This window comes from Pseudomonas sp. UBA5666 (assembly GCF_002420785.1).
Classification (GTDB): Bacteria; Pseudomonadota; Gammaproteobacteria; order Pseudomonadales; family Pseudomonadaceae; genus Aquipseudomonas; species Aquipseudomonas fulva.
Map to the genome: position 1 here is coordinate 457,825 of NZ_DIIQ01000002.1, position 19,067 is coordinate 476,891.

At 60.1% G+C, this 19,067-nt stretch carries 15 protein-coding genes; 9 read left to right on the plus strand and 6 right to left on the minus strand.

Annotated features, from left to right (window positions below):
* Nucleotides 1-11: 11 nt before the first annotated feature.
* From dnaN to gyrB, 3 genes are read left to right on the plus strand one after another with little or no spacing between them, the layout of a single operon-like run.
* The gene (dnaN, locus tag B2Y33_RS02405) at nt 12-1,115 is read left to right on the plus strand and encodes a DNA polymerase III subunit beta (RefSeq protein ID WP_023532585.1); all 1,104 of its coding nucleotides are present in this window, start codon (nt 12-14) and stop codon (nt 1,113-1,115) included.
* A gap of 14 nt (nt 1,116-1,129) precedes the next feature.
* On the plus strand, nt 1,130-2,233 hold the full coding sequence (gene recF, locus B2Y33_RS02410) for a DNA replication/repair protein RecF (RefSeq protein ID WP_028686812.1): 1,104 nt from the start codon (nt 1,130-1,132) through the stop codon (nt 2,231-2,233).
* A 4-nt stretch (nt 2,234-2,237) separates the two neighbouring features.
* Nucleotides 2,238-4,658 (plus strand): DNA topoisomerase (ATP-hydrolyzing) subunit B, encoded by a 2,421-nt coding sequence (gene gyrB / locus B2Y33_RS02415; RefSeq protein WP_027913303.1) that lies wholly within the window; start codon nt 2,238-2,240, stop codon nt 4,656-4,658.
* A 278-nt stretch (nt 4,659-4,936) separates the two neighbouring features.
* Here gyrB and B2Y33_RS02420 read toward each other — a convergent pair whose 3' ends face one another.
* Nucleotides 4,937-6,235 (minus strand): sigma-54 interaction domain-containing protein, encoded by a 1,299-nt coding sequence (locus B2Y33_RS02420; RefSeq protein WP_088522806.1) that lies wholly within the window; start codon nt 6,233-6,235, stop codon nt 4,937-4,939.
* 229 nt (nt 6,236-6,464) lie between these two features.
* Here B2Y33_RS02420 and B2Y33_RS02425 point away from each other — a divergent pair, with 229 nt between their 5' ends.
* Genes B2Y33_RS02425 through B2Y33_RS02435 form a run of 3 tightly spaced genes read left to right on the plus strand, consistent with a single transcriptional unit; the run spans nt 6,465 to nt 9,473 of the window.
* Nucleotides 6,465-7,349 (plus strand): MBL fold metallo-hydrolase, encoded by an 885-nt coding sequence (locus B2Y33_RS02425; protein ID WP_027913301.1) that lies wholly within the window; start codon nt 6,465-6,467, stop codon nt 7,347-7,349.
* 37 nt (nt 7,350-7,386) lie between these two features.
* Nucleotides 7,387-8,658 carry an NAD(P)/FAD-dependent oxidoreductase gene (locus B2Y33_RS02430; RefSeq protein ID WP_027913300.1) on the plus strand — a complete coding sequence of 424 codons (1,272 nt, stop codon included), beginning with the start codon at nt 7,387-7,389 and terminating at the stop codon, nt 8,656-8,658.
* Nucleotides 8,655-9,473, plus strand: a complete 819-nt coding sequence (locus B2Y33_RS02435) for a sulfite exporter TauE/SafE family protein (protein WP_027913299.1) — start codon at nt 8,655-8,657, stop codon at nt 9,471-9,473. The genes B2Y33_RS02430 and B2Y33_RS02435 overlap by 4 nt, the downstream gene beginning before the upstream one ends.
* Here B2Y33_RS02435 and B2Y33_RS02440 read toward each other — a convergent pair.
* Nucleotides 9,462-10,349, minus strand: coding sequence for a LysR family transcriptional regulator (locus tag B2Y33_RS02440; protein ID WP_027913298.1), 888 nt, complete (start codon nt 10,347-10,349; stop codon nt 9,462-9,464). The two genes, B2Y33_RS02435 and B2Y33_RS02440, sit on opposite strands and share 12 nt — an antisense overlap.
* A 168-nt stretch (nt 10,350-10,517) precedes the next feature.
* Here B2Y33_RS02440 and B2Y33_RS02445 point away from each other — a divergent pair, with 168 nt between their 5' ends.
* Both B2Y33_RS02445 and B2Y33_RS02450 read left to right on the plus strand, forming a co-directional pair.
* Nucleotides 10,518-12,164, plus strand: a complete 1,647-nt coding sequence (locus tag B2Y33_RS02445) for a GMC family oxidoreductase (protein WP_027913297.1) — start codon at nt 10,518-10,520, stop codon at nt 12,162-12,164.
* A 93-nt stretch (nt 12,165-12,257) separates the two neighbouring features.
* A complete protein-coding gene (locus B2Y33_RS02450) occupies nt 12,258-13,877 on the plus strand; it encodes an MFS transporter (protein ID WP_027913296.1) in 1,620 nt (539 codons plus the stop codon).
* Nucleotides 13,878-14,057: 180 nt separating this feature from the next.
* Here the strand turns inward: B2Y33_RS02450 and B2Y33_RS02455 are convergent, their stop codons facing one another.
* The 4 genes from B2Y33_RS02455 to glyQ are packed head-to-tail and all read right to left on the minus strand — an operon-like array spanning nt 14,058 to nt 18,417.
* Nucleotides 14,058-14,840, minus strand: a complete 783-nt coding sequence (locus B2Y33_RS02455) for a lysophospholipid acyltransferase family protein (RefSeq protein WP_206405071.1) — start codon at nt 14,838-14,840, stop codon at nt 14,058-14,060.
* Nucleotides 14,841-14,887: 47 nt separating this feature from the next.
* The gene (gmhB, locus tag B2Y33_RS02460; RefSeq protein ID WP_027913294.1) at nt 14,888-15,415 is read right to left on the minus strand and encodes a D-glycero-beta-D-manno-heptose 1,7-bisphosphate 7-phosphatase; all 528 of its coding nucleotides are present in this window, start codon (nt 15,413-15,415) and stop codon (nt 14,888-14,890) included.
* A gap of 3 nt (nt 15,416-15,418) precedes the next feature.
* Nucleotides 15,419-17,473, minus strand: coding sequence for a glycine--tRNA ligase subunit beta (gene glyS / locus B2Y33_RS02465; RefSeq protein ID WP_206405070.1), 2,055 nt, complete (start codon nt 17,471-17,473; stop codon nt 15,419-15,421).
* Nucleotides 17,470-18,417, minus strand: a complete 948-nt coding sequence (gene glyQ, locus B2Y33_RS02470) for a glycine--tRNA ligase subunit alpha (RefSeq protein ID WP_027913292.1) — start codon at nt 18,415-18,417, stop codon at nt 17,470-17,472. Before glyQ ends, glyS begins: the two co-directional genes overlap by 4 nt.
* Before the next feature lie 83 nt (nt 18,418-18,500).
* Here glyQ and B2Y33_RS02475 point away from each other — a divergent pair, with 83 nt between their 5' ends.
* On the plus strand, nt 18,501-19,052 hold the full coding sequence (locus B2Y33_RS02475) for a DNA-3-methyladenine glycosylase I (protein ID WP_027913291.1): 552 nt from the start codon (nt 18,501-18,503) through the stop codon (nt 19,050-19,052).
* The last annotated feature ends 15 nt before the right edge of the window (nt 19,053-19,067 follow it).

A 19,067-nucleotide genomic window follows, 5' to 3' on the forward strand; every position in this document is an offset into this window, starting at 1 on the left:
GGGACTAGACCATGCATTTCACGATTCAACGCGAAGCCTTGCTCAAACCTCTGCAACTGGTGGCAGGTGTCGTCGAGCGCCGGCAGACGTTGCCGGTGCTTTCAAATGTTTTGCTGGTCGTTCAAGGCCAGCAACTGTCGCTGACCGGTACCGACCTTGAGGTTGAACTGGTGGGCCGCGTGCAACTGGAAGAACCTGCCGAGCCTGGCGAGATCACTGTCCCAGCACGCAAGCTGATGGACATCTGCAAAAGCCTGCCCAGTGACGTGCTGATCGACATCAAGCTCGATGAGCAAAAACTGCTGGTCAAGGCCGGGCGTAGCCGCTTCACACTGTCGACGTTGCCTGCCAATGATTTCCCGACCGTGGAAGAAGGGCCAGGCTCGCTCACGTGCAATCTGGAACAAAGCAAACTGCGTCGATTGATCGAACGCACCAGCTTCGCCATGGCCCAGCAAGACGTGCGTTACTACCTTAACGGCATGCTGCTGGAGGTGTCGCGCAATACCCTGCGTGCCGTTTCCACTGATGGCCACCGCCTGGCATTGTGCTCGATGAGTGCACCGATCGAACAGGACGACCGCCACCAGGTGATCGTGCCGCGCAAAGGTATTCTGGAGCTTGCTCGCTTGCTGACCGAGCCTGAAGGCATGGTCAGCATCGTTCTTGGGCAACACCATATCCGCGCAACGACGGGTGAGTTCACATTCACCTCCAAGCTCGTTGACGGTAAATTCCCTGATTACGAGCGTGTGCTGCCCAAAGGCGGTGACAAACTGGTGATTGGTGATCGCCAAGCTTTGCGCGAGGCGTTCAGCCGCACCGCGATCCTGTCCAACGAAAAGTACCGCGGGATTCGCTTGTTGCTCGCTGCCGGCCAGTTGAAGATCCAGGCCAACAACCCCGAGCAGGAAGAGGCTGAGGAAGAAATCAGCGTCGACTACGACGGTAGCTCGCTTGAGATCGGTTTCAACGTCAGCTACCTGCTGGATGTGCTGGGCGTCATGACCACTGAGCAGGTGCGCCTGATTTTGTCGGACTCCAACAGCAGTGCACTACTGCAGGAGGCAGGCAATGACGACTCTTCGTACGTTGTCATGCCGATGCGGCTGTAAGCAAAGCAGGCCAAATGTCACTTAGGCGTATCATCGTCACCGGGGTGCGAAACCTGCACCCGGTGACGCTCTCCCCTTCCCCGCGTATCAACGTGCTCTTTGGCGATAACGGGAGCGGCAAGACAAGCCTTCTTGAAGCTGTTCATCTACTCGGTCTGGCTAGATCCTTTCGCAGCACTCGCTTGAACCCGGTAATCCAGTACGAGCAAGCCTCTTGTACGGTATTCGGGGAGGTGCTCCTTGCCGAAGGCGGTACCTGTAACCTTGGGGTGTCTCGCGAGCGGCAGGGTGATTTCACCATCAGGATCGATGGGCAGAATGCGCGTAGCGCTGCACAGCTTGCTGAATTGCTTCCATTACAGCTCATCAACCCAGACAGCTTTCGACTCCTCGAAGGCGCCCCGAAGATCAGGCGACAGTTTCTCGACTGGGGCGTGTTCCACGTGGAACCTCGCTTCATGCCCGCGTGGCAACGCCTGCAGAAGGCCCTCAGGCAGCGGAACTCATGGTTGCGGCATGGTACACTTGACCCAGCTTCGCAAGCCGCTTGGGACCGGGAGTTATGCCTGGCCAGCGCCGAAATAGATGAATACCGCCGCGAATACATCAAGGCCCTGAAGCCTGTATTCGAAAAGACTTTGAGTGAGTTGCTTGAGCTAGACGGTCTTACCCTGAGCTATTACCGAGGCTGGGACAAAGACCGGGAGCTGCAGGATGTGTTGGCTACTTCCCTCCTTCGTGACCAGCAGATGGGACACACGCAGGCGGGTCCGCAACGTGCAGATTTGCGACTTCGATTAGCTGCAAACAACGCAGCAGACATCCTGTCCCGCGGCCAGCAAAAACTGGTGGTATGCGCACTGCGGATAGCTCAAGGCCATTTGGTTGGCCAAGCACGACGCGGCCACTGCATTTATCTTGTGGACGATTTGCCGTCGGAACTCGATGAGCAACATCGCCGCGCACTATGTCGCTTGCTTGAAGAATTACGCTGCCAGGTATTCATCACCTGTGTAGATCATGAATTATTGAGGGAAGGCTGGCAGACGGAAACGCCGGTTGCTTTGTTCCACGTGGAACAAGGCCGTATCACCCAGACCCACGACCATCGGGAGTGAAGGCATGAGCGAAAATCAGACGTACGACTCCTCCAGCATCAAGGTGCTAAAAGGTTTGGATGCCGTGCGCAAGCGTCCCGGCATGTACATTGGCGACACCGATGATGGTAGCGGCCTGCACCACATGGTCTTCGAGGTGGTCGACAACTCCATCGACGAAGCCCTGGCCGGCCACTGCGACGACATCACAGTAATTATTCACCCTGATGAATCCATCAGCGTGCGTGACAACGGCCGTGGCATTCCGGTCGACGTGCATAAAGAAGAAGGCGTTTCGGCAGCAGAAGTCATCATGACTGTGCTGCACGCAGGCGGTAAGTTCGATGACAACTCCTACAAGGTATCCGGTGGATTGCACGGGGTAGGCGTTTCGGTCGTCAACGCGTTGTCCGAGCAACTGATACTGACGGTGCGTCGCAGCGGCAAGATCTGGGAACAGACGTACGTCCACGGTGTGCCTCAGGCGCCGATGGCCATCGTCGGTGAAAGTGAGACGACCGGTACTCACATTCACTTCAAGCCGTCCGCAGAGACATTCAAGAATATTCACTTCAGCTGGGACATCCTGGCCAAGCGTATTCGTGAGCTGTCTTTCCTGAACTCGGGCGTCGGCATTCTGCTGAAAGACGAGCGCAGTGGTAAGGAAGAGTTCTTCAAGTACGAAGGCGGTCTGCGGGCATTCGTCGAATACCTGAATACCAACAAGACGCCGGTGAACGCCCAGGTGTTCCACTTCAGCGTACAGCGCGAAGACGGTGTGGGTGTAGAAGTTGCTCTCCAGTGGAACGACAGCTTCAACGAGAACCTGCTGTGCTTTACCAACAACATCCCGCAACGCGATGGCGGTACGCACCTGGTGGGTTTCCGTTCGTCTTTGACGCGCAGCCTGAACAGCTACATCGAGCAGGAAGGCCTGGCTAAGAAGAACAAGGTTTCCACCACTGGGGACGACGCACGCGAAGGCCTGACTGCGATCATTTCGGTCAAGGTGCCCGACCCCAAGTTCAGCTCGCAGACTAAAGACAAGCTGGTATCGTCGGAAGTAAAAACCGCTGTCGAGCAGGAGATGAACAAGTACTTCTCTGACTTCCTGCTGGAGAACCCGAACGAAGCCAAGGCTGTCGTCGGCAAGATGATCGATGCTGCGCGCGCCCGTGAAGCTGCACGCAAAGCGCGTGAGATGACTCGCCGTAAAGGCGCACTGGATATTGCGGGCTTGCCAGGCAAGCTGGCTGACTGCCAGGAGAAGGACCCTGCCCTGTCGGAACTCTACCTGGTGGAGGGTGACTCTGCAGGCGGCTCTGCGAAACAGGGGCGTAACCGTCGGACCCAGGCCATCTTGCCACTCAAAGGCAAGATCCTGAACGTAGAGAAAGCTCGGTTCGACAAGATGATTTCGTCCCAGGAAGTTGGGACTTTGATCACCGCGCTGGGCTGCGGCATTGGCCGGGAAGAGTACAACATCGAAAAGCTGCGGTATCACAACATCATCATCATGACCGATGCTGACGTTGACGGTTCGCACATTCGTACGTTGCTGCTGACCTTCTTCTTCCGTCAGTTGCCAGAGCTGGTCGAGCGCGGCTACATCTACATTGCTCAGCCACCGTTGTACAAGGTCAAGCGCGGCAAGCAAGAGCAGTACATCAAGGACGATGAGGCCATGGAAGAGTACATGACCCAATCGGCCCTGGAAGACGCCAGCCTGCACCTGGACGAATCCGCGCCGCCGGTATCCGGCGTGCAACTGGAAGCCCTGGTCAACGAGTTCCGCGGTGTGATGAAGACCCTCAAGCGTCTGTCGCGCCTGTACCCGCAGGAGCTCACCGAGCATTTCATCTACCTGCCTGAAGTCACTCTCGAGCAGCTGGGTGATCATGCGGTGATGGAAGCCTGGAAGAACCAGTTGCATGAGCGCCTGAATTCGACCCAGAAATCGGGCCTGGTCTACAAGGCCAGCCTGCGTGAAGACAAGGAACGTAATGTGTGGCTGCCTGAGGTGGAAATCACCTCCCACGGGCTTGCCAGCTACATCACGTTCAACCGTGACTTCTTCGGCAGCAACGACTACCGCACCGTGGTCAACGTGGGTGCCAAGCTGTCCAGCCTGTTGGGTGAAGGCGCTTATGTGCAACGTGGTGAGCGTCGCAAGGCCATCGTCGAGTTCAAGGAAGGCTTGGACTGGTTGATGAACGAGACCACCAAGCGCCATACCATCCAGCGCTATAAAGGGCTGGGTGAGATGAACCCGGATCAGTTGTGGGAAACCACCATGGACCCAACTGTGCGCCGTATGCTGAAGGTCACCATCGAAGATGCAATCGCGGCTGACCAGATCTTCAACACCCTGATGGGTGACGCCGTTGAACCGCGCCGTGACTTTATCGAAAGCAATGCATTGTCGGTGTCCAACCTGGACTTCTGATCAGCCTTGACCGTTGCACGACCGGGCAGCTTCGAAATTCGAGCCTAACCGGTCATCATCAAGCCCGCGCTAGCGGGCTTTTTCATTTCCAATCTCCGGGTAGGCACGCTCACCCCGCATTAGCTCAAGGGTGTAATTCAGAACGGACTTGCAGTGGGTCATACGCCTCGACCTTGAGTGCTTCAAGTTTTAAAAGCAGCCAATCGCTGACATGATTCTGCAAGGGTGACGTGCGACGAGGGTAAGCAGTGGCCCAGATCGAGCTTGTGCGTAGGGGATCAATGGTCCTCGGCAATGCCCGCCGCTTTCAAACGCCGATACAACGTACGTTCGCTGATACCCAAGTGCTTGGCCAGCTCACTGCGCGACCCCCTGAACTGACTAAGCACCTGTAGGAGATCTGCTGGCCGACTTCCGTGGGCGCGCACTTGGGCAGGGAGCGACACCACGTCTTCGGGCAAGTGTTCTGGCTGAATGACGCCTTCATCGGCAAACAGCCGTGCCCGCTCCAGGATGTTGCGTAACTCGCGGATGTTCCCCGGAAACGGATACGTCATCAGTCGATCGAGAGCAGCATTACCGAGTGTGGGCGCGCTGGGCCCTGCGATTCTTTTCAGCAGGCTTTGGACCAGCAGAGGCAGATCCTCGATACGCTCGCGCAGTGCAGGCATCCGGATAGGGAACCCACTGATCCGGTAGTACAGGTCCTCCCTGAACGTGCCGTCGGCCACCATCTGCCTCAAGGGTTTATGGGTTGCCGACACCAGGCGGAAATCCGAATGCACGGTACGCAGGCTGCCAACAGGCCGGAAGCTGCCGGTTTCGATCAAGCGCAGCAGCTTGACCTGCATGGCCAAGGGCACTTCACCGATCTCGTCCAGGAACAGCGTGCCGCCGTGGGCAGCTTCTGCCAGGCCGGTCTTGCGCTGGTGAGCACCGGTGAATGCACCCTTCTCGTAACCGAACAGTTCGCTCTCGAAAAGCGCCTCCGTCAGGCTGGTGCAATCGACCACGACCAAGGGGCCATCGGCCTTGGGGCTGCCCATGTGCAACGCCCGCGCGAACAGTTCCTTGCCCGTGCCGGACTCACCCTGGAGCAGGACAGGGATGTCAGCCGGCGCCGCACGTTGCAAGCTGGCCAATGCCGCCGTGAATGCAGGTGCCTGGCCAACGAGCCCTTGCTCTTGCGGCTGGGCAGATGCGATGACGATACGGGTGAGCCGTTCGACGAAAGCAATCACCCTGCCCTGCTCATCCAGGATCGGCCGAAGTTCGACATCCACATGTTCCGGTCCGCGAGGGGTGTGATGCACATGCAGCACGCGCTCGGGCACCTTGCTGGACCAGGCCTTGCGCATCGGGCAGTCCTCGCCGGCCTGGTCGCAGGGAACGTGGTAATGGTGTGAGACCTTGTGACATTTCTGCCCAAGCGGCGCCTGCTGGTCCTGACCGAACTGACGTCGATAAGCGGCGTTGGCGGCCAGAATGTTGTAGTCGGTGTCCAGCACGATGGCGGGCAGGACGTCGTGCTCCAGAAAAGACACCAAGGCAAGCACTGAGGGGTGAGGTTCGGACATGACGGCACCAGTCGGATAACGTGTTCGAGGGTAGCAAGGACTGCCAGCCGCTGCCATCGACTGACACCGCACTGCCACTCTTCACTGCCAACGAAGCGGCCATCTGCCCATGACCCGCCAATCCAGGGCCCCAGGCAGGCATCTGTGCGGTGGCATGTATCTTGATGGGGGATAGATGTGGCGCCCCTGAACCGTGCAGCAAACGGGGCTAGCCGAATGGGAGACTTGAATGATCATTGGCAAAAACCTTCACGTGGAAGCGTTCTTCGACAGCGCCACCTCAACTATCAGCTATCTGGTCATGGATGGCGAAACGCGCGCTTGCGCCTTGATCGACAGCGTTCTGGATTACGACCCGAAGGCCGGGCGCGTGACGACGGCCTCTGCGGACTGCCTGATCGAACGTGTGAAAGCGCTTGGTGCTCAGGTGCAATGGATACTGGAAACCCATGTGCATGCAGATCACCTGTCCGCTGCTGCCTACCTCAAAGACACGCTGGGGGGGCGCATTGCAATTGGAGCTTGCATCACCCAGGTCCAGAAAGTCTTCGGCAGCTTGTTCAACGCTGAACCTGGCTTCGCCCGTGATGGTAGCCAGTTCGACGTGCTGTTCGACGATGAAGAAATTTTCCACATAGGCAATCTGCAGGCTAAAGCCCTGCATACCCCTGGGCATACGCCTGCCTGCATGAGCTATCTCATCGAGCATGAAGGCCAGGCGGCAGTCTTCGTCGGCGACACGTTGTTCATGCCGGACTACGGGACTGCGCGATGCGACTTCCCTGGTGCCGATGCCCGGACCCTGTACCGCTCGATTCATCGCCTCCTGGCGCTAGGGGATGGCACCCGGCTGTTCATGTGTCACGACTACCTGCCCGAAGGGCGCGAGCTGCGCTACATGACCACCGTGGCCGAGCAGCGCACTCAGAACATTCACATCCATGAAGGTATCGACGAAGACAGCTTCGTGGCCATGCGCGAAGCGCGTGATCGAACGTTGGACATGCCTGTCCTGATCCTGCCCGCCGTCCAGGTGAACATGCGCAGTGGCCAGTTCCCAGCCCCTGAGGCCAATGGGGTGCGCTACCTGAAGATTCCCCTCAATACGTTGTAGTCAGGCACATCCCATAATCAGACAGTCAGGATCGACCATGCCCGCCGTGCCCTCCTCCGTTCCAGCGTTTCATCACCAAGTCATCATCATAGGCGCCGGTGCTGCCGGCATTGCGACGGCGTCCAGCCTCCTCCAGCGCGACCCCTCGCTGGACATCGCCCTGATAGACCCCGCCGAGGTTCATTACTACCAACCCGGCTGGACCATGGTCGGTGCCGGGGTCTTCGATGCCCCGAGCACGGCTCGGCCGATGTCGTCGGTCATCCCCCGCGCGGTGCGCTGGATCAAGTCACAGGTGCAAGGGTTCGATGCACAGTGTCGCAAGGTCCTGCTGGCAGATGGCAGGGCCTTTACCTTTGAACAGCTGGTGGTCTGCCCTGGGCTGAAGCTGGATTGGGCGGGCATCGAGGGGCTGGCAGACACCCTGGGCGAGAATGGCGTCACGTCCAATTACCGCTACGACCTGGCGCCCTATACCTGGGAGCTGGTGCAGGGCCTCAAGCAAGGCCGCGCCGTGTTCTGCCAGCCGCCCATGCCCATCAAATGCGCTGGCGCCCCGCAAAAAGCGCTGTACCTGTCCTGCGACCACTGGCTGCGCCAGGGCCGGCTGGGCGCCGTGCAAGCCAGCTTTTTCAATGCCGGCAATGCCTTGTTCGGGGTGCCCGCCTACGTGCCCGCCTTGATGGCTTACATCGACAAGTACTCGGTAGACCTCAACTTCGGCCATCGGCTGATCGCCGTGGATGGACCAAACCAGCAGGCTGTGTTCGCCCATACGCTTGCGGATGGCACCCAGCACCTTCGCACCGAGCCGTTCGACATGCTGCATGTGGTACCGCCACAGGTCGCCCCCGACTTCATTCGCCACAGCTGCCTCGCCGATGGCGCTGGTTGGGTGGATGTGGACCCCTCTACCCTGCGCCATCGTGTCTTCGCCCATGTGCACGCGCTTGGGGACGTGATCAATGCCAGCAACGCGAAGACGGCTGCCGCTGCACGCAAACAAGCGCCGGTGGTGGCAAACAATGTATTGGTGGCACTGGGTCGACGCACGGGCCTGGCGCACTATGATGGCTACGGCTCCTGTCCGCTGACCGTCGAGCGCGGCAAGATCGTGCTGGCCGAATTTGGCTATGGTGGCGCGCTCAAGCCGAGCTTCCCTCAGTGGCTCCTCGACGGCCGCAAACCCACCCGCTTGGCCTGGCTGCTCAAAGCTCGTCTGCTGCCGCCCTTGTATTGGCAAGGCATGCTCAAGGGCCGTGAGTGGCTGGCCAAGCCGGTTGCAAGAACGACCGAGGCAGCCCAGTGATCGATCAGACGTGGCTCAGCACAGGGCTGGGCACGATCATCGGCGCGGTCTTGGCGCTGACAGGTGCCGGCGGTGGCATCCTTGCGGTTCCGTTGCTGGTGTTTGGCCTGGGGCTTTCGATGGCGCAGGCTGCCCCGATCGGTTTGCTGGCTGTGGGGCTGTCGGCGGCGGTTGGTGCCGGCTTGGGCTTGCGCCAGGGCGTGGTGCGCTACCGTGCGGCCCTGTTCATCGCTGCGGTGGGTATCGTGTTTACGCCGCTGGGGCTGATGCTTGCGCATCGTTTGCCCAACGCACCGCTTCAGCTGATGTTTGCAGGCATCCTGATCTACGCGTGCGTGCGCACCTGGTTGAAGGCCCGTCAGCAATTGAGCGGCGCAAACCCAGGTGCACATCGCTTCATCGAGCCCTGTGTACTCAACCCCCTGCAGGGTCGTTTACGCTGGACGCTTCCGTGCGCGCGGGCGCTCGCCGGCACCGGGGCGTTGTCGGGGCTGCTGTCAGGCCTGCTGGGCGTGGGCGGCGGCTTCGTCATCGTCCCTGCCCTGCGGCGCTACACCAACTTGTGTATGGGCAGTATCGTCTCTACCTCCCTGGCAGTCATCGCGCTGGTTGCCTTGGGCAGTGTTGCCACCGCCACCTTTGCAGGGAGCATGCGCTGGCAGGTGGGTGCGCCGTTTGCGCTGGGTGCGGTACTGGGCTTGCTGGTGGCCCGGCCACTGGCGGCAAGGCTGGAGGGCCCGCGGCTGCAACAACTGTTCGCCATCGCAGGGTGGGCCGCGGCGGCATTGCTGATCAGCAAAGCGCTAGGGCGCTAGCAGCGCATCCTGCTCGGCAGCACACAGGTTCAGCAGGTAATCCCATACCACGCGCAGGCGTACGGATTTATGCAGTTCGCGCCGCGTGCAGATCCAGTAACTGCGCTGGATGGTTTCCCCTGGCAGCACCCGCACCAGCGTCGGGTCATGCCGCGCCATGTAGTTGGGTAGCACGGCGATACCCAACCCTGCACGCGCCGCCGCTTGCTGGGCTATCACGCTGGTACTGCGAAACACCACGTTCGGCGATCGGCAGAAGCTGTTGAGAAACAGCAGCTCCTGACTGAACAGCAAGTCGTCCACGTAGCCAATCCAACTGTGGCGCGCCAGGTCTTCGCGGTTGCGCAGGGGCGCGGCACGCTCCAGGTACGCTGCGCTGGCATAGAGGGCCAGCCGGTAGTCGGTGAGCTTGCGGGTGATCAGCAAGTCTGCACTTGGCCTTTCCAGGTGAATGCTGATTTCCGCTTCACGGTTGAGGATGCTGACAAAACGCGGCACCGCAACCAACTCCACTTCCAGGCCGGGGTAGCGCTCGAACAACTCATTCATCCGTGGCGTGAAGAACATGATGCCGATCCCCTCGGTCACACCGAGGCGGATCTTGCCAAGCGGCGTGATGGCTTGGGTGATTTCCTCCTGCGCCAGCAAGGCGGTGTTCTCCATGGCTTCGGCATGTTTGAGCAGCGCCTGTCCGGAAGGCGTCAGCTCATACCCTTGGGCATGCTGGACGAACAACGCAGTGCCCAGGCTCTGCTCGATACGCTCGATGTGGCGCGCAACGGTGCTGTGGGTCGTCTCCAGACGCTTGGCAGCCGTCAACAAGCGCCCGCTGCGCTGCAGCTCCAGGAAAAACCGCAAATCATTCCAATCGAACATGCTGGTCCTTGCATATCTGTATCGAACACCCGGTTAGAGGCGCCGACGCTCCGAGAGGCATCGCTGTGCTTAAACGCACAACGGGTGCGCGAAATCGCGTGTTTCTTCCGCGAAATTACTCACTAAGCTGGTTGGGGACAAGAACAAAAACAGGCCCTGAGGTCCTCTATGTCATCAGTCGATTCTGCCTACGACTATGTGATCGTGGGCGCCGGCCCCGCTGGCTGCTTGCTGGCGAACCGGTTGTCTGCCGACCCGTCATGCCGGGTACTGCTACTCGAAGCCGGTGGGCGGGACAACTATCCCTGGATACACGTGCCGGTGGGCTACCTGTACTGCATTGGTAACCCCCGCACGGACTGGTGCTTCAAGACCGAGGCGCAGCCTGGGCTGCAAGGTCGGTCGCTGGGCTACCCCCGTGGCAAGGTCCTGGGCGGGTGCTCCTCCATCAACGGCATGATCTACATGCGTGGCCAGGCGGCTGACTACGATCACTGGGCTAGCCTAGGCAACCGAGGCTGGGCCTGGAAAGACGTGTTGCCGCTGTTCAAGCAAAGCGAAAGCCACCATGGCGGTGCCAGCGAATACCATGGTGCCAGCGGTGAATGGCGTGTAGAGCGCCAGCGCTACAGCTGGCCGATCCTCGACGCCTTCCGCGATGCAGCCGAGCAGGCGGGTGTTGCCAAAATCGATGACTTCAACACCGGCGACAACGAAGGCTGTGGATATTTTCAGGTCAACCAGCGTAGCGGTGTTCGCTGGAACGCATCCAAAGCGTTTCTGCGCCCCATTAAGCACCGCGCCAATCTGACTGTTATGACCGATGTGCAGGTGGATCAAGTGCTGCTAGGCAACACGCGCGCCCGCGCTGTCAAAACCCGTTGGCAGGGCCGCTGGCACGAGTTCTCGGCGCGACGAGAGATTGTGCTATGCGCAGGTGCAGTAGGCTCACCCGGCATCCTGCAACGCTCGGGCATTGGTCCGCAGCAGTTGCTGGAGGACTTGGGTATCGGGGTGCGCCATGCCATGCCGGGTGTAGGCAGCAATCTGCAGGATCACTTGCAGCTACGGCTGATCTACCAGATCGGCAACGCACGTACCCTCAACCAGATGGCCAATAGCCTGTGGGGCAAGATGGGCATGGGCCTGCGCTACCTGTACGATCGCAGCGGTCCGCTGGCCATGGCGCCAAGCCAGCTGGGCGCTTTCGTGCGTTCGAACCCCGACCAGGCCACTGCGAACTTGCAGTACCACGTGCAGCCTCTGTCCCTGGACCGTTTTGGCGAGCCGTTGCATCCGTTTCCAGCCTTCACGGCTTCTGTGTGCAACTTGCGGCCACTGAGCCGCGGGCGTATCGATATTCGCAGTGCAGACATGCACAGCGCGCCGCTCATCGACCCCAACTACCTCAGCGACCCCCAGGACCTGCGTGTCGCCGCCGACGCTATCCGTCTCACCCGGCGCATCGTGCAGGCCCCTGCCCTCGCAGCCTTTGCGCCCGAAGAATATCTGCCTGGACCTGCCCTACAAACTGAAGAACAGCTGCACGAAGCGGCGGCCAAGATAGGCACGACGATTTTCCATCCCGTAGGGACATGCCGCATGGGCAATGGCCCCATGGATGTGGTCGATGACCAGCTTCGTGTCCATGGCATCCCCGGCCTTCGTGTGGCAGACGCATCGATCATGCCCCAGATAACGTCGGGCAATACCTGTTCACCTACCCTGATGATCGCTGAAAAGGCGGCGCAGCTTATTTTGAAAGGAGCAGCCACAACGACCTTCCTCAACCAGGATGCACTACCAACACCCTGAAGGGGTGTGCAATACGGCAGCGCGTAGTCGGACGCTGTCGGCAGTGGAACAACAAGAATAATCACTGTGGCCTGCGGGCCGAGGACAGCAACGATGTCGGATTACATCCAAGAGCAGGATGCGGCCGCCAGCCGCCCCAGTCGTCGTGAAGAACGCAAGATCATTTTCGCGTCATCGCTCGGTACGGTGTTCGAGTGGTACGACTTTTTCCTCTACGGCGCCCTGGCTGCCGTCATCAGCAAGCAGTTCTTCGCGGGCGTCAACGACACCACCGCGTTCATCTTCGCACTGATGGCGTTTGCCGCCGGCTTCCTGGTGCGACCGTTTGGTGCCCTGGTATTCGGCCGCTTGGGGGACATGATCGGTCGCAAGTACACCTTTCTCATCACCATCGTGCTGATGGGGCTGTCCACGTTCGCCGTTGGCCTTTTGCCCACCTATGCCAGCATTGGCATCGCGGCGCCGATCATCCTGGTCGTGTTGCGCATGCTGCAAGGCCTGGCGCTGGGCGGTGAGTACGGCGGTGCAGCCACCTACGTGGCCGAACATGCGCCACCTGGCAAGCGGGGCTTCCATACTGGGTTCATCCAGTCCACCGCCACCTTGGGACTGTTGCTGTCATTGCTGGTGGTACTGGGCAGCCGTTATGTAAGTGGCGATCAGTTCGAAACCTGGGGCTGGCGCCTGCCGTTTCTGCTGTCCATCGTGCTGCTGGGGATCTCGACCTGGATTCGAATGAGCATGCACGAGTCCCCGGCCTTCGTGAAAATGAAGGCACAGGGCAAGATCAGCAAATCGCCGATTCGTGAGTCGTTTACGTCTTGGCCTAACCTGAAGGTCGTGCTCACTGCGCTGTTCAGTATCAATGCGGGCCAGGCTGTCACCTTCTATACGGCACAGTTCTACGTACTGTTCTTCATGACCCAGATGTTGAAGATGGACCCGGCCCAGGCCAACACCTTGCTGATCATCAGCGTCGTGATCGGCGCGCCGTTTTTCGTGTTCTTTGGCTGGCTGTCCGATCGGATCGGGCGCAAACCGATATTGATGCTGGGCCTGCTGTTGGCCACGGTGCTCTACTTCCCGTTGTTCAAGGCCCTTAGCTTCTACGCCAACCCGCAGATCGACACCGCCAGCCGCCAGGCCCCCATCGTCGTGACCGCTGACCCGAAAGGCTGCACCTTCCAGTTCGACCCTGTGGGCAAGGCGCGCTTTGATAGCCCCTGCGACAAAGTAAAGACCTTCCTGGTCAAGCAAGGCTTGCCCTATAGCTCGGTAAGCGTTGACGGCAGCGAAGTGGTCGTGAGCATCGGCGACAAGACCATCAATGGCTATGACGAGGCGGCCATGCGCGCGGCGGTCGAGCAGGCAGGGTACCCCGCCAAGGCTGACCCGGCCCAAGTCAACAGCGTGATGGTGGTGGTGTTGATCGTGGCCATGATCCTGATCGCCACGATGACCTACGGACCGCTGGCTGCCGTGATGGTCGAGCTGTTCCCTACGCGTATCCGGTACACCTCCATGTCCTTGCCGTATCACATCGGTAATGGCTGGTTCGGCGGTTTCCTGCCCACGGTATCGTTCGCCCTGGTGGTTTACACCGGCGATATCTTTTACGGGTTGTGGTACCCGGTACTGGTCACGGGCATCAGCCTGATAGTGGGCATCTTCTGTCTCAAAGAGACCAAGGACGTGGATATCGACAAGGTGTGATTCGCTGAACCACCCCCACAAAAAAACCGGCTCTAAAAGCCGGTTTTTTTATGCCGTGAAAAAACTTATGCACGTTTTTAGGAAAAATCAACAAAGAGTAAATATGTAGCTAATTCATAGGGTTAGCTTAGTTTTGCAACAGCTAATCCATAATTTGCTCACACGTTATCCACAAGCCGCTCAGGCCTCGGCTTGCGTGCTTTCTTCGACCTGCGCAAGCGAGCCCAGGGCCCGTTGGGTGGCTTCGTTCCAGGCCTGGGCGCGGTCATTGAGCTCGGCAATGGCGCGAGGGCCTGTGCCGTTGGCGTACATGGGTTCGCCGATCACCACTTCGATGGTGCCAGCGTGCTTGCCCCACCCATTCTTCGGCCAGTACTTGCCGGCATTATGGGCAATGGGCAACACCGGGAGCCCAGCGTTTACCGCCAGCGCCGTCCCGCCCCGGGAGAACTTGCCCACCGTGCCAAAGGGTACGCGTGTGCCCTCCGGGAAGATCAGAACCCAGGTTTCCTGCTTGAGCAGTTCATCGCCTTTCTTGGCCACTTGGCGCAATGCTTCCTTGGGGTTGTCGCGGTCGATGGCAATGGGACGCAGCATGGCCATGGCCCAGCCGAAGAACGGCACATACAGCAGCTCACGCTTGAGCACCTGGCTGAGCGGAGAGAAATACTGAGACAGGAAAAATGTCTCCCAGGTGCTCTGGTGATTCGACAAAATCACACAGGGCTCGGCTGGCACGTTTTCAGCGCCGGTAATCTTGTAATCGATGCCTACGATGACGCGTGCCAGGAAAATAGCGCAGCGGCACCAGTACACATTGATGAATTTGTAGCGCTTGGGGAACGACAGAAACGGCGCAATGAAGAAGCTCAGCGAGCACCAGAGCAGCGAACTGGTACCCAGCAGCAGGTAAAAAAGAAAGACTCTGATCGCCTGCAGGATCGACATAGTGGTTTGTACCATTGCGGGACCTGCCCGCTTTTAGAAAAGTGCGCCCAAGGGCGCACCGTTTAGATAAGTGCCCTGGCGATGGCAGCCAGATCGTCATAAATCAGGGTTGAAGCCGGAACGCCCTTCTCAAGGGTACGTTCGCCTTTGCCTGTCTTTACCAGAACAGGTTGTGCATCGACGGCCAGCGCAGCCTGTAGGTCACTTTGGCTATCGCCCACGAACCAGATGCCCTCAAGGCTTGCCTGGTAGTGCTCGGCGATGGCCCGCAACAGGCCCGGCTTGGGCTTGCGGCAATCGCAGCCTTCATCGGGGCCATGCGGGCAATACACGATATGCCCCACCTCACCGCCCTGCTCGGCCACCAGCATGCGCAAGCGCGCATGCATGGCCTCAAGGGTCGCGAGCGGGTAATAGCCACGGGCGATACCGGACTGGTTGGTGGCCACGGCCACCGTCCAGCCCGCTTTGCTCAACTGCGCGATCGCCTCGATGGCGCCAGGGATGGGCACCCATTCATCCAGCGACTTGATGTAGGCGTCGGAGTCCTGGTTGATGACCCCGTCACGATCGAGAATCAGCAGTTTCAAGGCTTACCCCAGCAACGAAATGTCGGCCACGCCCAGGAACAGCCCACGCAGACGGCTGAGCAGGGCATATCGGTTGGCACGTACCTTGGCGTCCTCGGCATTGACCATCACAGCCTCGAAGAAGGCATCGACCGGATCACGCAGGGCGGCAAGGCGCGCCAGCGACTCGCTGTACTGACGTGCAGCAGCCATCGGTTGCACAGCCTGATCGGCTTGCTGGATGGCCGAGTACAGCGAGAACTCGTTGGCATTGTCGAAGTACTTGGGCTCGACCTGTTCGGCGATGGCGCCTTCTGCCTTGCTCAACAGGTTCGACACGCGCTTGTTGACGGCGGCCAGTGCCTCGGCTTCGGGCAGCTTGCGGAAGGCCTGGACCGCCTGGACGCGCTGATCGAAGTCCAGTGCGGAACCTGGCTGAAGCGCGCGAACCGCGAGGTAAGTGGCGACGTCGATGCCTTCGTCTTCGTAACGGGCACGCAGCCTGTCGAAGATGAACTCCAGCACCTGGTCAGCCAACCCGGCAGCCTTGACCTTGGCCCCGTACTGCTGGACCGCGAACTGCACGGCACCGGTCAGGTCCAGGTCCAGCTGCTTCTCGATCAGGATGCGCAGCACGCCCAGTGCGGCGCGGCGCAGGGCGTACGGGTCCTTGCTGCCGGTGGGCAGCATGCCGATGCCGAAGATGCCCACCAGGGTATCGAGCTTGTCGGCGATGGCGACGGCAGCACCGGTCAGGGTCTGAGGCAATTCGGCGCCTGCACCGCGCGGCATGTATTGCTCGTTCAGCGCCAGCGCCACATCCTGCGGTTCGTCGTCGTTGAGCGCGTAGTAGTAGCCAGCGACGCCTTGCATCTCTGGGAACTCACCGACCATTTCCGTAGCCAGGTCGCACTTGGACAGCAAGCCGGCACGCGCGGCTCGTTGCGCATCGCCGCCAATCAAGGGCGCAATGAACGCTGCCAGTTTCGATACCCGCTCGGCCTTGTCATAGACCGTACCCAGCTGGGCCTGGAACACCACGTTCTTCAAGCGCTCGTTGAAGGTTTCCAGCGGTTGCTTCTTGTCCTGCTTGAAGAAGAACTCGGCGTCGGTCAGGCGTGGACGCACGACCTTTTCGTTACCCTGCACGATCTGCTTGGGGTCGCGGCTCTCGACGTTGGCCACGGTGATGAAGCGCGGCAGCAACTTGCCTTCGCTGTCGAGCAGGCAGAAGTACTTCTGGTTGTCCTGCATGGTGGTGATCAAGGCTTCTTGCGGCACCTCCAGGAAACGCTCTTCGAACGAGCACACCAGCGGTACCGGCCACTCCACCAGCGCGGTCACTTCGTCCAGCAACGCGGGTGGCACGATGGCGGTGCCTTCCTGCTGCATGGCCAGCTCGGCGGTACGTTTGGCGATCAGGTCGCGACGCTCGCTGAAATCGGCCAGCACATAGGCCTTGCGCATGTCCTCGACATAGTTGGCCGGGGCGCTGATGGTGACGCTTTCCGGATGGTGGAAGCGGTGCCCGCGCGATTGGCGGCCGGCCTTCTGGGACAAGAGGGTGCAGTCGACCACCTGATCGCCCAGCAGCATCACCAGCCATTGGGTCGGACGCACGAACTCTTCACGGCTTGCCGCCCAGCGCATGCGTTTAGGGATAGGCAGGTCGTTGAGCGAGTCTTCGACGATGGTCGGCAGCAGGCCCGCGGTCGCTTTGCCGGGGATGTGCTGGGAGAAGCGCAGCTTGGGGCCGCTACGGTCGATGTCGGCCAGCTCCACACCGCACTTCTTGGCAAAGCCCAGTGCAGCCTGGGTCGGCTCGCCTTCTGCGTTGAAGGCCGCCTGCAGGGGCGGGCCGTCGATGTTGATGCTGCGGTCAGGCTGCTGCACATCGAGTTGGCGGATCAGCACGGCCAGGCGGCGCGGCGCGGCGTAGACCGATTTGCCGGTGTAGTTCAGGCCTGCAGCTTGCAGGCCTTTTTCGATGCCGGCCAGGAACGCGTCGCCCAGGGTCGCAAGGGCCTTGGGTGGCAGCTCTTCGGTGCCCAGTTCTACCAGGAAATCTTGAGCACTCATTGTGCAGCCTCCAGCTTAACCAACACTTCGTCACGCAGTTCGGGGGTCGCCATCGGGAAGCCCATGCGCGCACGGGCCTGCAGGTAGCTTTGCGCCACGTCGCGGGCCAGGGTGCGCACCCGCAGGATGTAACGCTGGCGCTCGGTCACCGAGATGGCACGGCGGGCATCGAGCAGGTTGAACGTATGGGATGCCTTGAGGACCATTTCATAGGTCGGCAATGGCAGTTCCAGCTTGATCAGGCGGTTGGCTTCACTTTCGTAGAAGTCGAACAACTCGAACAGTTTCTCGACGTTGGCGTGCTCGAAGTTGTAGGTCGACTGCTCCACTTCGTTCTGGTGGAACACGTCGCCGTAGCTGACCTTGCCGAACGGACCATCGGCCCATACCAGGTCGTAGACCGAGTCCACGCCCTGGATGTACATGGCCAGGCGCTCCAGACCATAGGTGATTTCACCGGTCACCGGGTAGCACTCGATACCACCGACCTGCTGGAAGTAGGTGAACTGAGTCACTTCCATGCCATTGAGCCAGATTTCCCAGCCCAGGCCCCAGGCCCCGAGGGTTGGCGATTCCCAGTTGTCTTCGACGAAGCGAATATCGTGCACCAGCGGGTCCAGACCGATGGCTTTCAGCGAGCCGAGGTACAGCTCCTGGAAGTTGGCCGGGTTGGGCTTGAGCACTACCTGGAATTGATAATAGTGCTGCAGGCGGTTGGGGTTTTCGCCGTACCGCCCGTCGGCAGGGCGACGGCTTGGCTGCACGTAGGCGGCGTTCCAGGTTTCTGGACCCACCGCGCGCAGGAAGGTGGCGGTGTGGAAAGTGCCGGCGCCTACTTCCATATCGTAGGGCTGAAGCACCACACAACCTTGCTCGGCCCAGTAGTTCTGCAGGGCGAGGATCAGGTCTTGGAAGGTACGCACGGCTGGCGTAGGCTGGCTCACGAAATTCACCTGTATCTGGGGATGCGGATGTAAAGAGCGGGAGTATAACCTGATTCGCCTCGCCCTCTACTCATTGGAGCCTTATGCCACGCTGCTTTTGGTGTACCGACGATCCGTTGTACCAGGCCTACCATGACCAGGAATGGGGAACGCCCCAGCGTGACCCGGCGTTGCTGTTCGAGATGCTTTTGCTCGAAGGGTTCCAGGCAGGCCTTTCCTGGATCACCGTGCTGCGCAAGCGCGAGCGCTATCGTGAAGTGCTGGAGGGTTTTGATCCTGCGAAACTCGCGGTGATGAGCGACGAGCGCATCGAGGCGTTAATGCAGGATGCCGGCATCATCCGCAATCGGCTCAAGCTCAAGGCTGCCAGGCGCAATGCCCAGGCCTGGCTGGCTGTGGATAACCCGGCCGAGTGGCTGTGGTCGTTCGTCGGTGGCGCCCCGAAGATCAACCATTTCAGCACCCGCAGCGAAGTCCCGGCGGTCACCGAACAAGCCCAAGCCATGAGCAAGGCGTTGCGCAAAGCCGGCTTCACCTTCGTCGGCCCGACCATCTGCTATGCCTTCATGCAGGCGACCGGCATGGTCATGGACCACACCACCGACTGTGATCGCTACGCCGACTTGTCCCACTGAAGGGTTACAATGCCC

Bases quoted from the DNA above. Each gene is read 5' to 3' on its own strand.
- dnaN (WP_023532585.1), top strand. From the start codon at position 12: ATGCATTTCACGATTCAACGCGAAGCCTTGCTCAAACCTCTGCAACTG.
- recF (WP_028686812.1), top strand. From the start codon at position 1,130: ATGTCACTTAGGCGTATCATCGTCACCGGGGTGCGAAACCTGCACCCG.
- gyrB (WP_027913303.1), top strand. From the start codon at position 2,238: ATGAGCGAAAATCAGACGTACGACTCCTCCAGCATCAAGGTGCTAAAA.
- B2Y33_RS02420 (WP_088522806.1), bottom strand. From the start codon at position 6,235: ATGTCCGAACCTCACCCCTCAGTGCTTGCCTTGGTGTCTTTTCTGGAG.
- B2Y33_RS02425 (WP_027913301.1), top strand. From the start codon at position 6,465: ATGATCATTGGCAAAAACCTTCACGTGGAAGCGTTCTTCGACAGCGCC.
- B2Y33_RS02430 (WP_027913300.1), top strand. From the start codon at position 7,387: ATGCCCGCCGTGCCCTCCTCCGTTCCAGCGTTTCATCACCAAGTCATC.
- B2Y33_RS02440 (WP_027913298.1), bottom strand. From the start codon at position 10,349: ATGTTCGATTGGAATGATTTGCGGTTTTTCCTGGAGCTGCAGCGCAGC.
- B2Y33_RS02445 (WP_027913297.1), top strand. From the start codon at position 10,518: ATGTCATCAGTCGATTCTGCCTACGACTATGTGATCGTGGGCGCCGGC.
- B2Y33_RS02450 (WP_027913296.1), top strand. From the start codon at position 12,258: ATGTCGGATTACATCCAAGAGCAGGATGCGGCCGCCAGCCGCCCCAGT.
- B2Y33_RS02455 (WP_206405071.1), bottom strand. From the start codon at position 14,840: ATGGTACAAACCACTATGTCGATCCTGCAGGCGATCAGAGTCTTTCTT.
- glyS (WP_206405070.1), bottom strand. From the start codon at position 17,473: ATGAGTGCTCAAGATTTCCTGGTAGAACTGGGCACCGAAGAGCTGCCA.
- B2Y33_RS02475 (WP_027913291.1), top strand. From the start codon at position 18,501: ATGCCACGCTGCTTTTGGTGTACCGACGATCCGTTGTACCAGGCCTAC.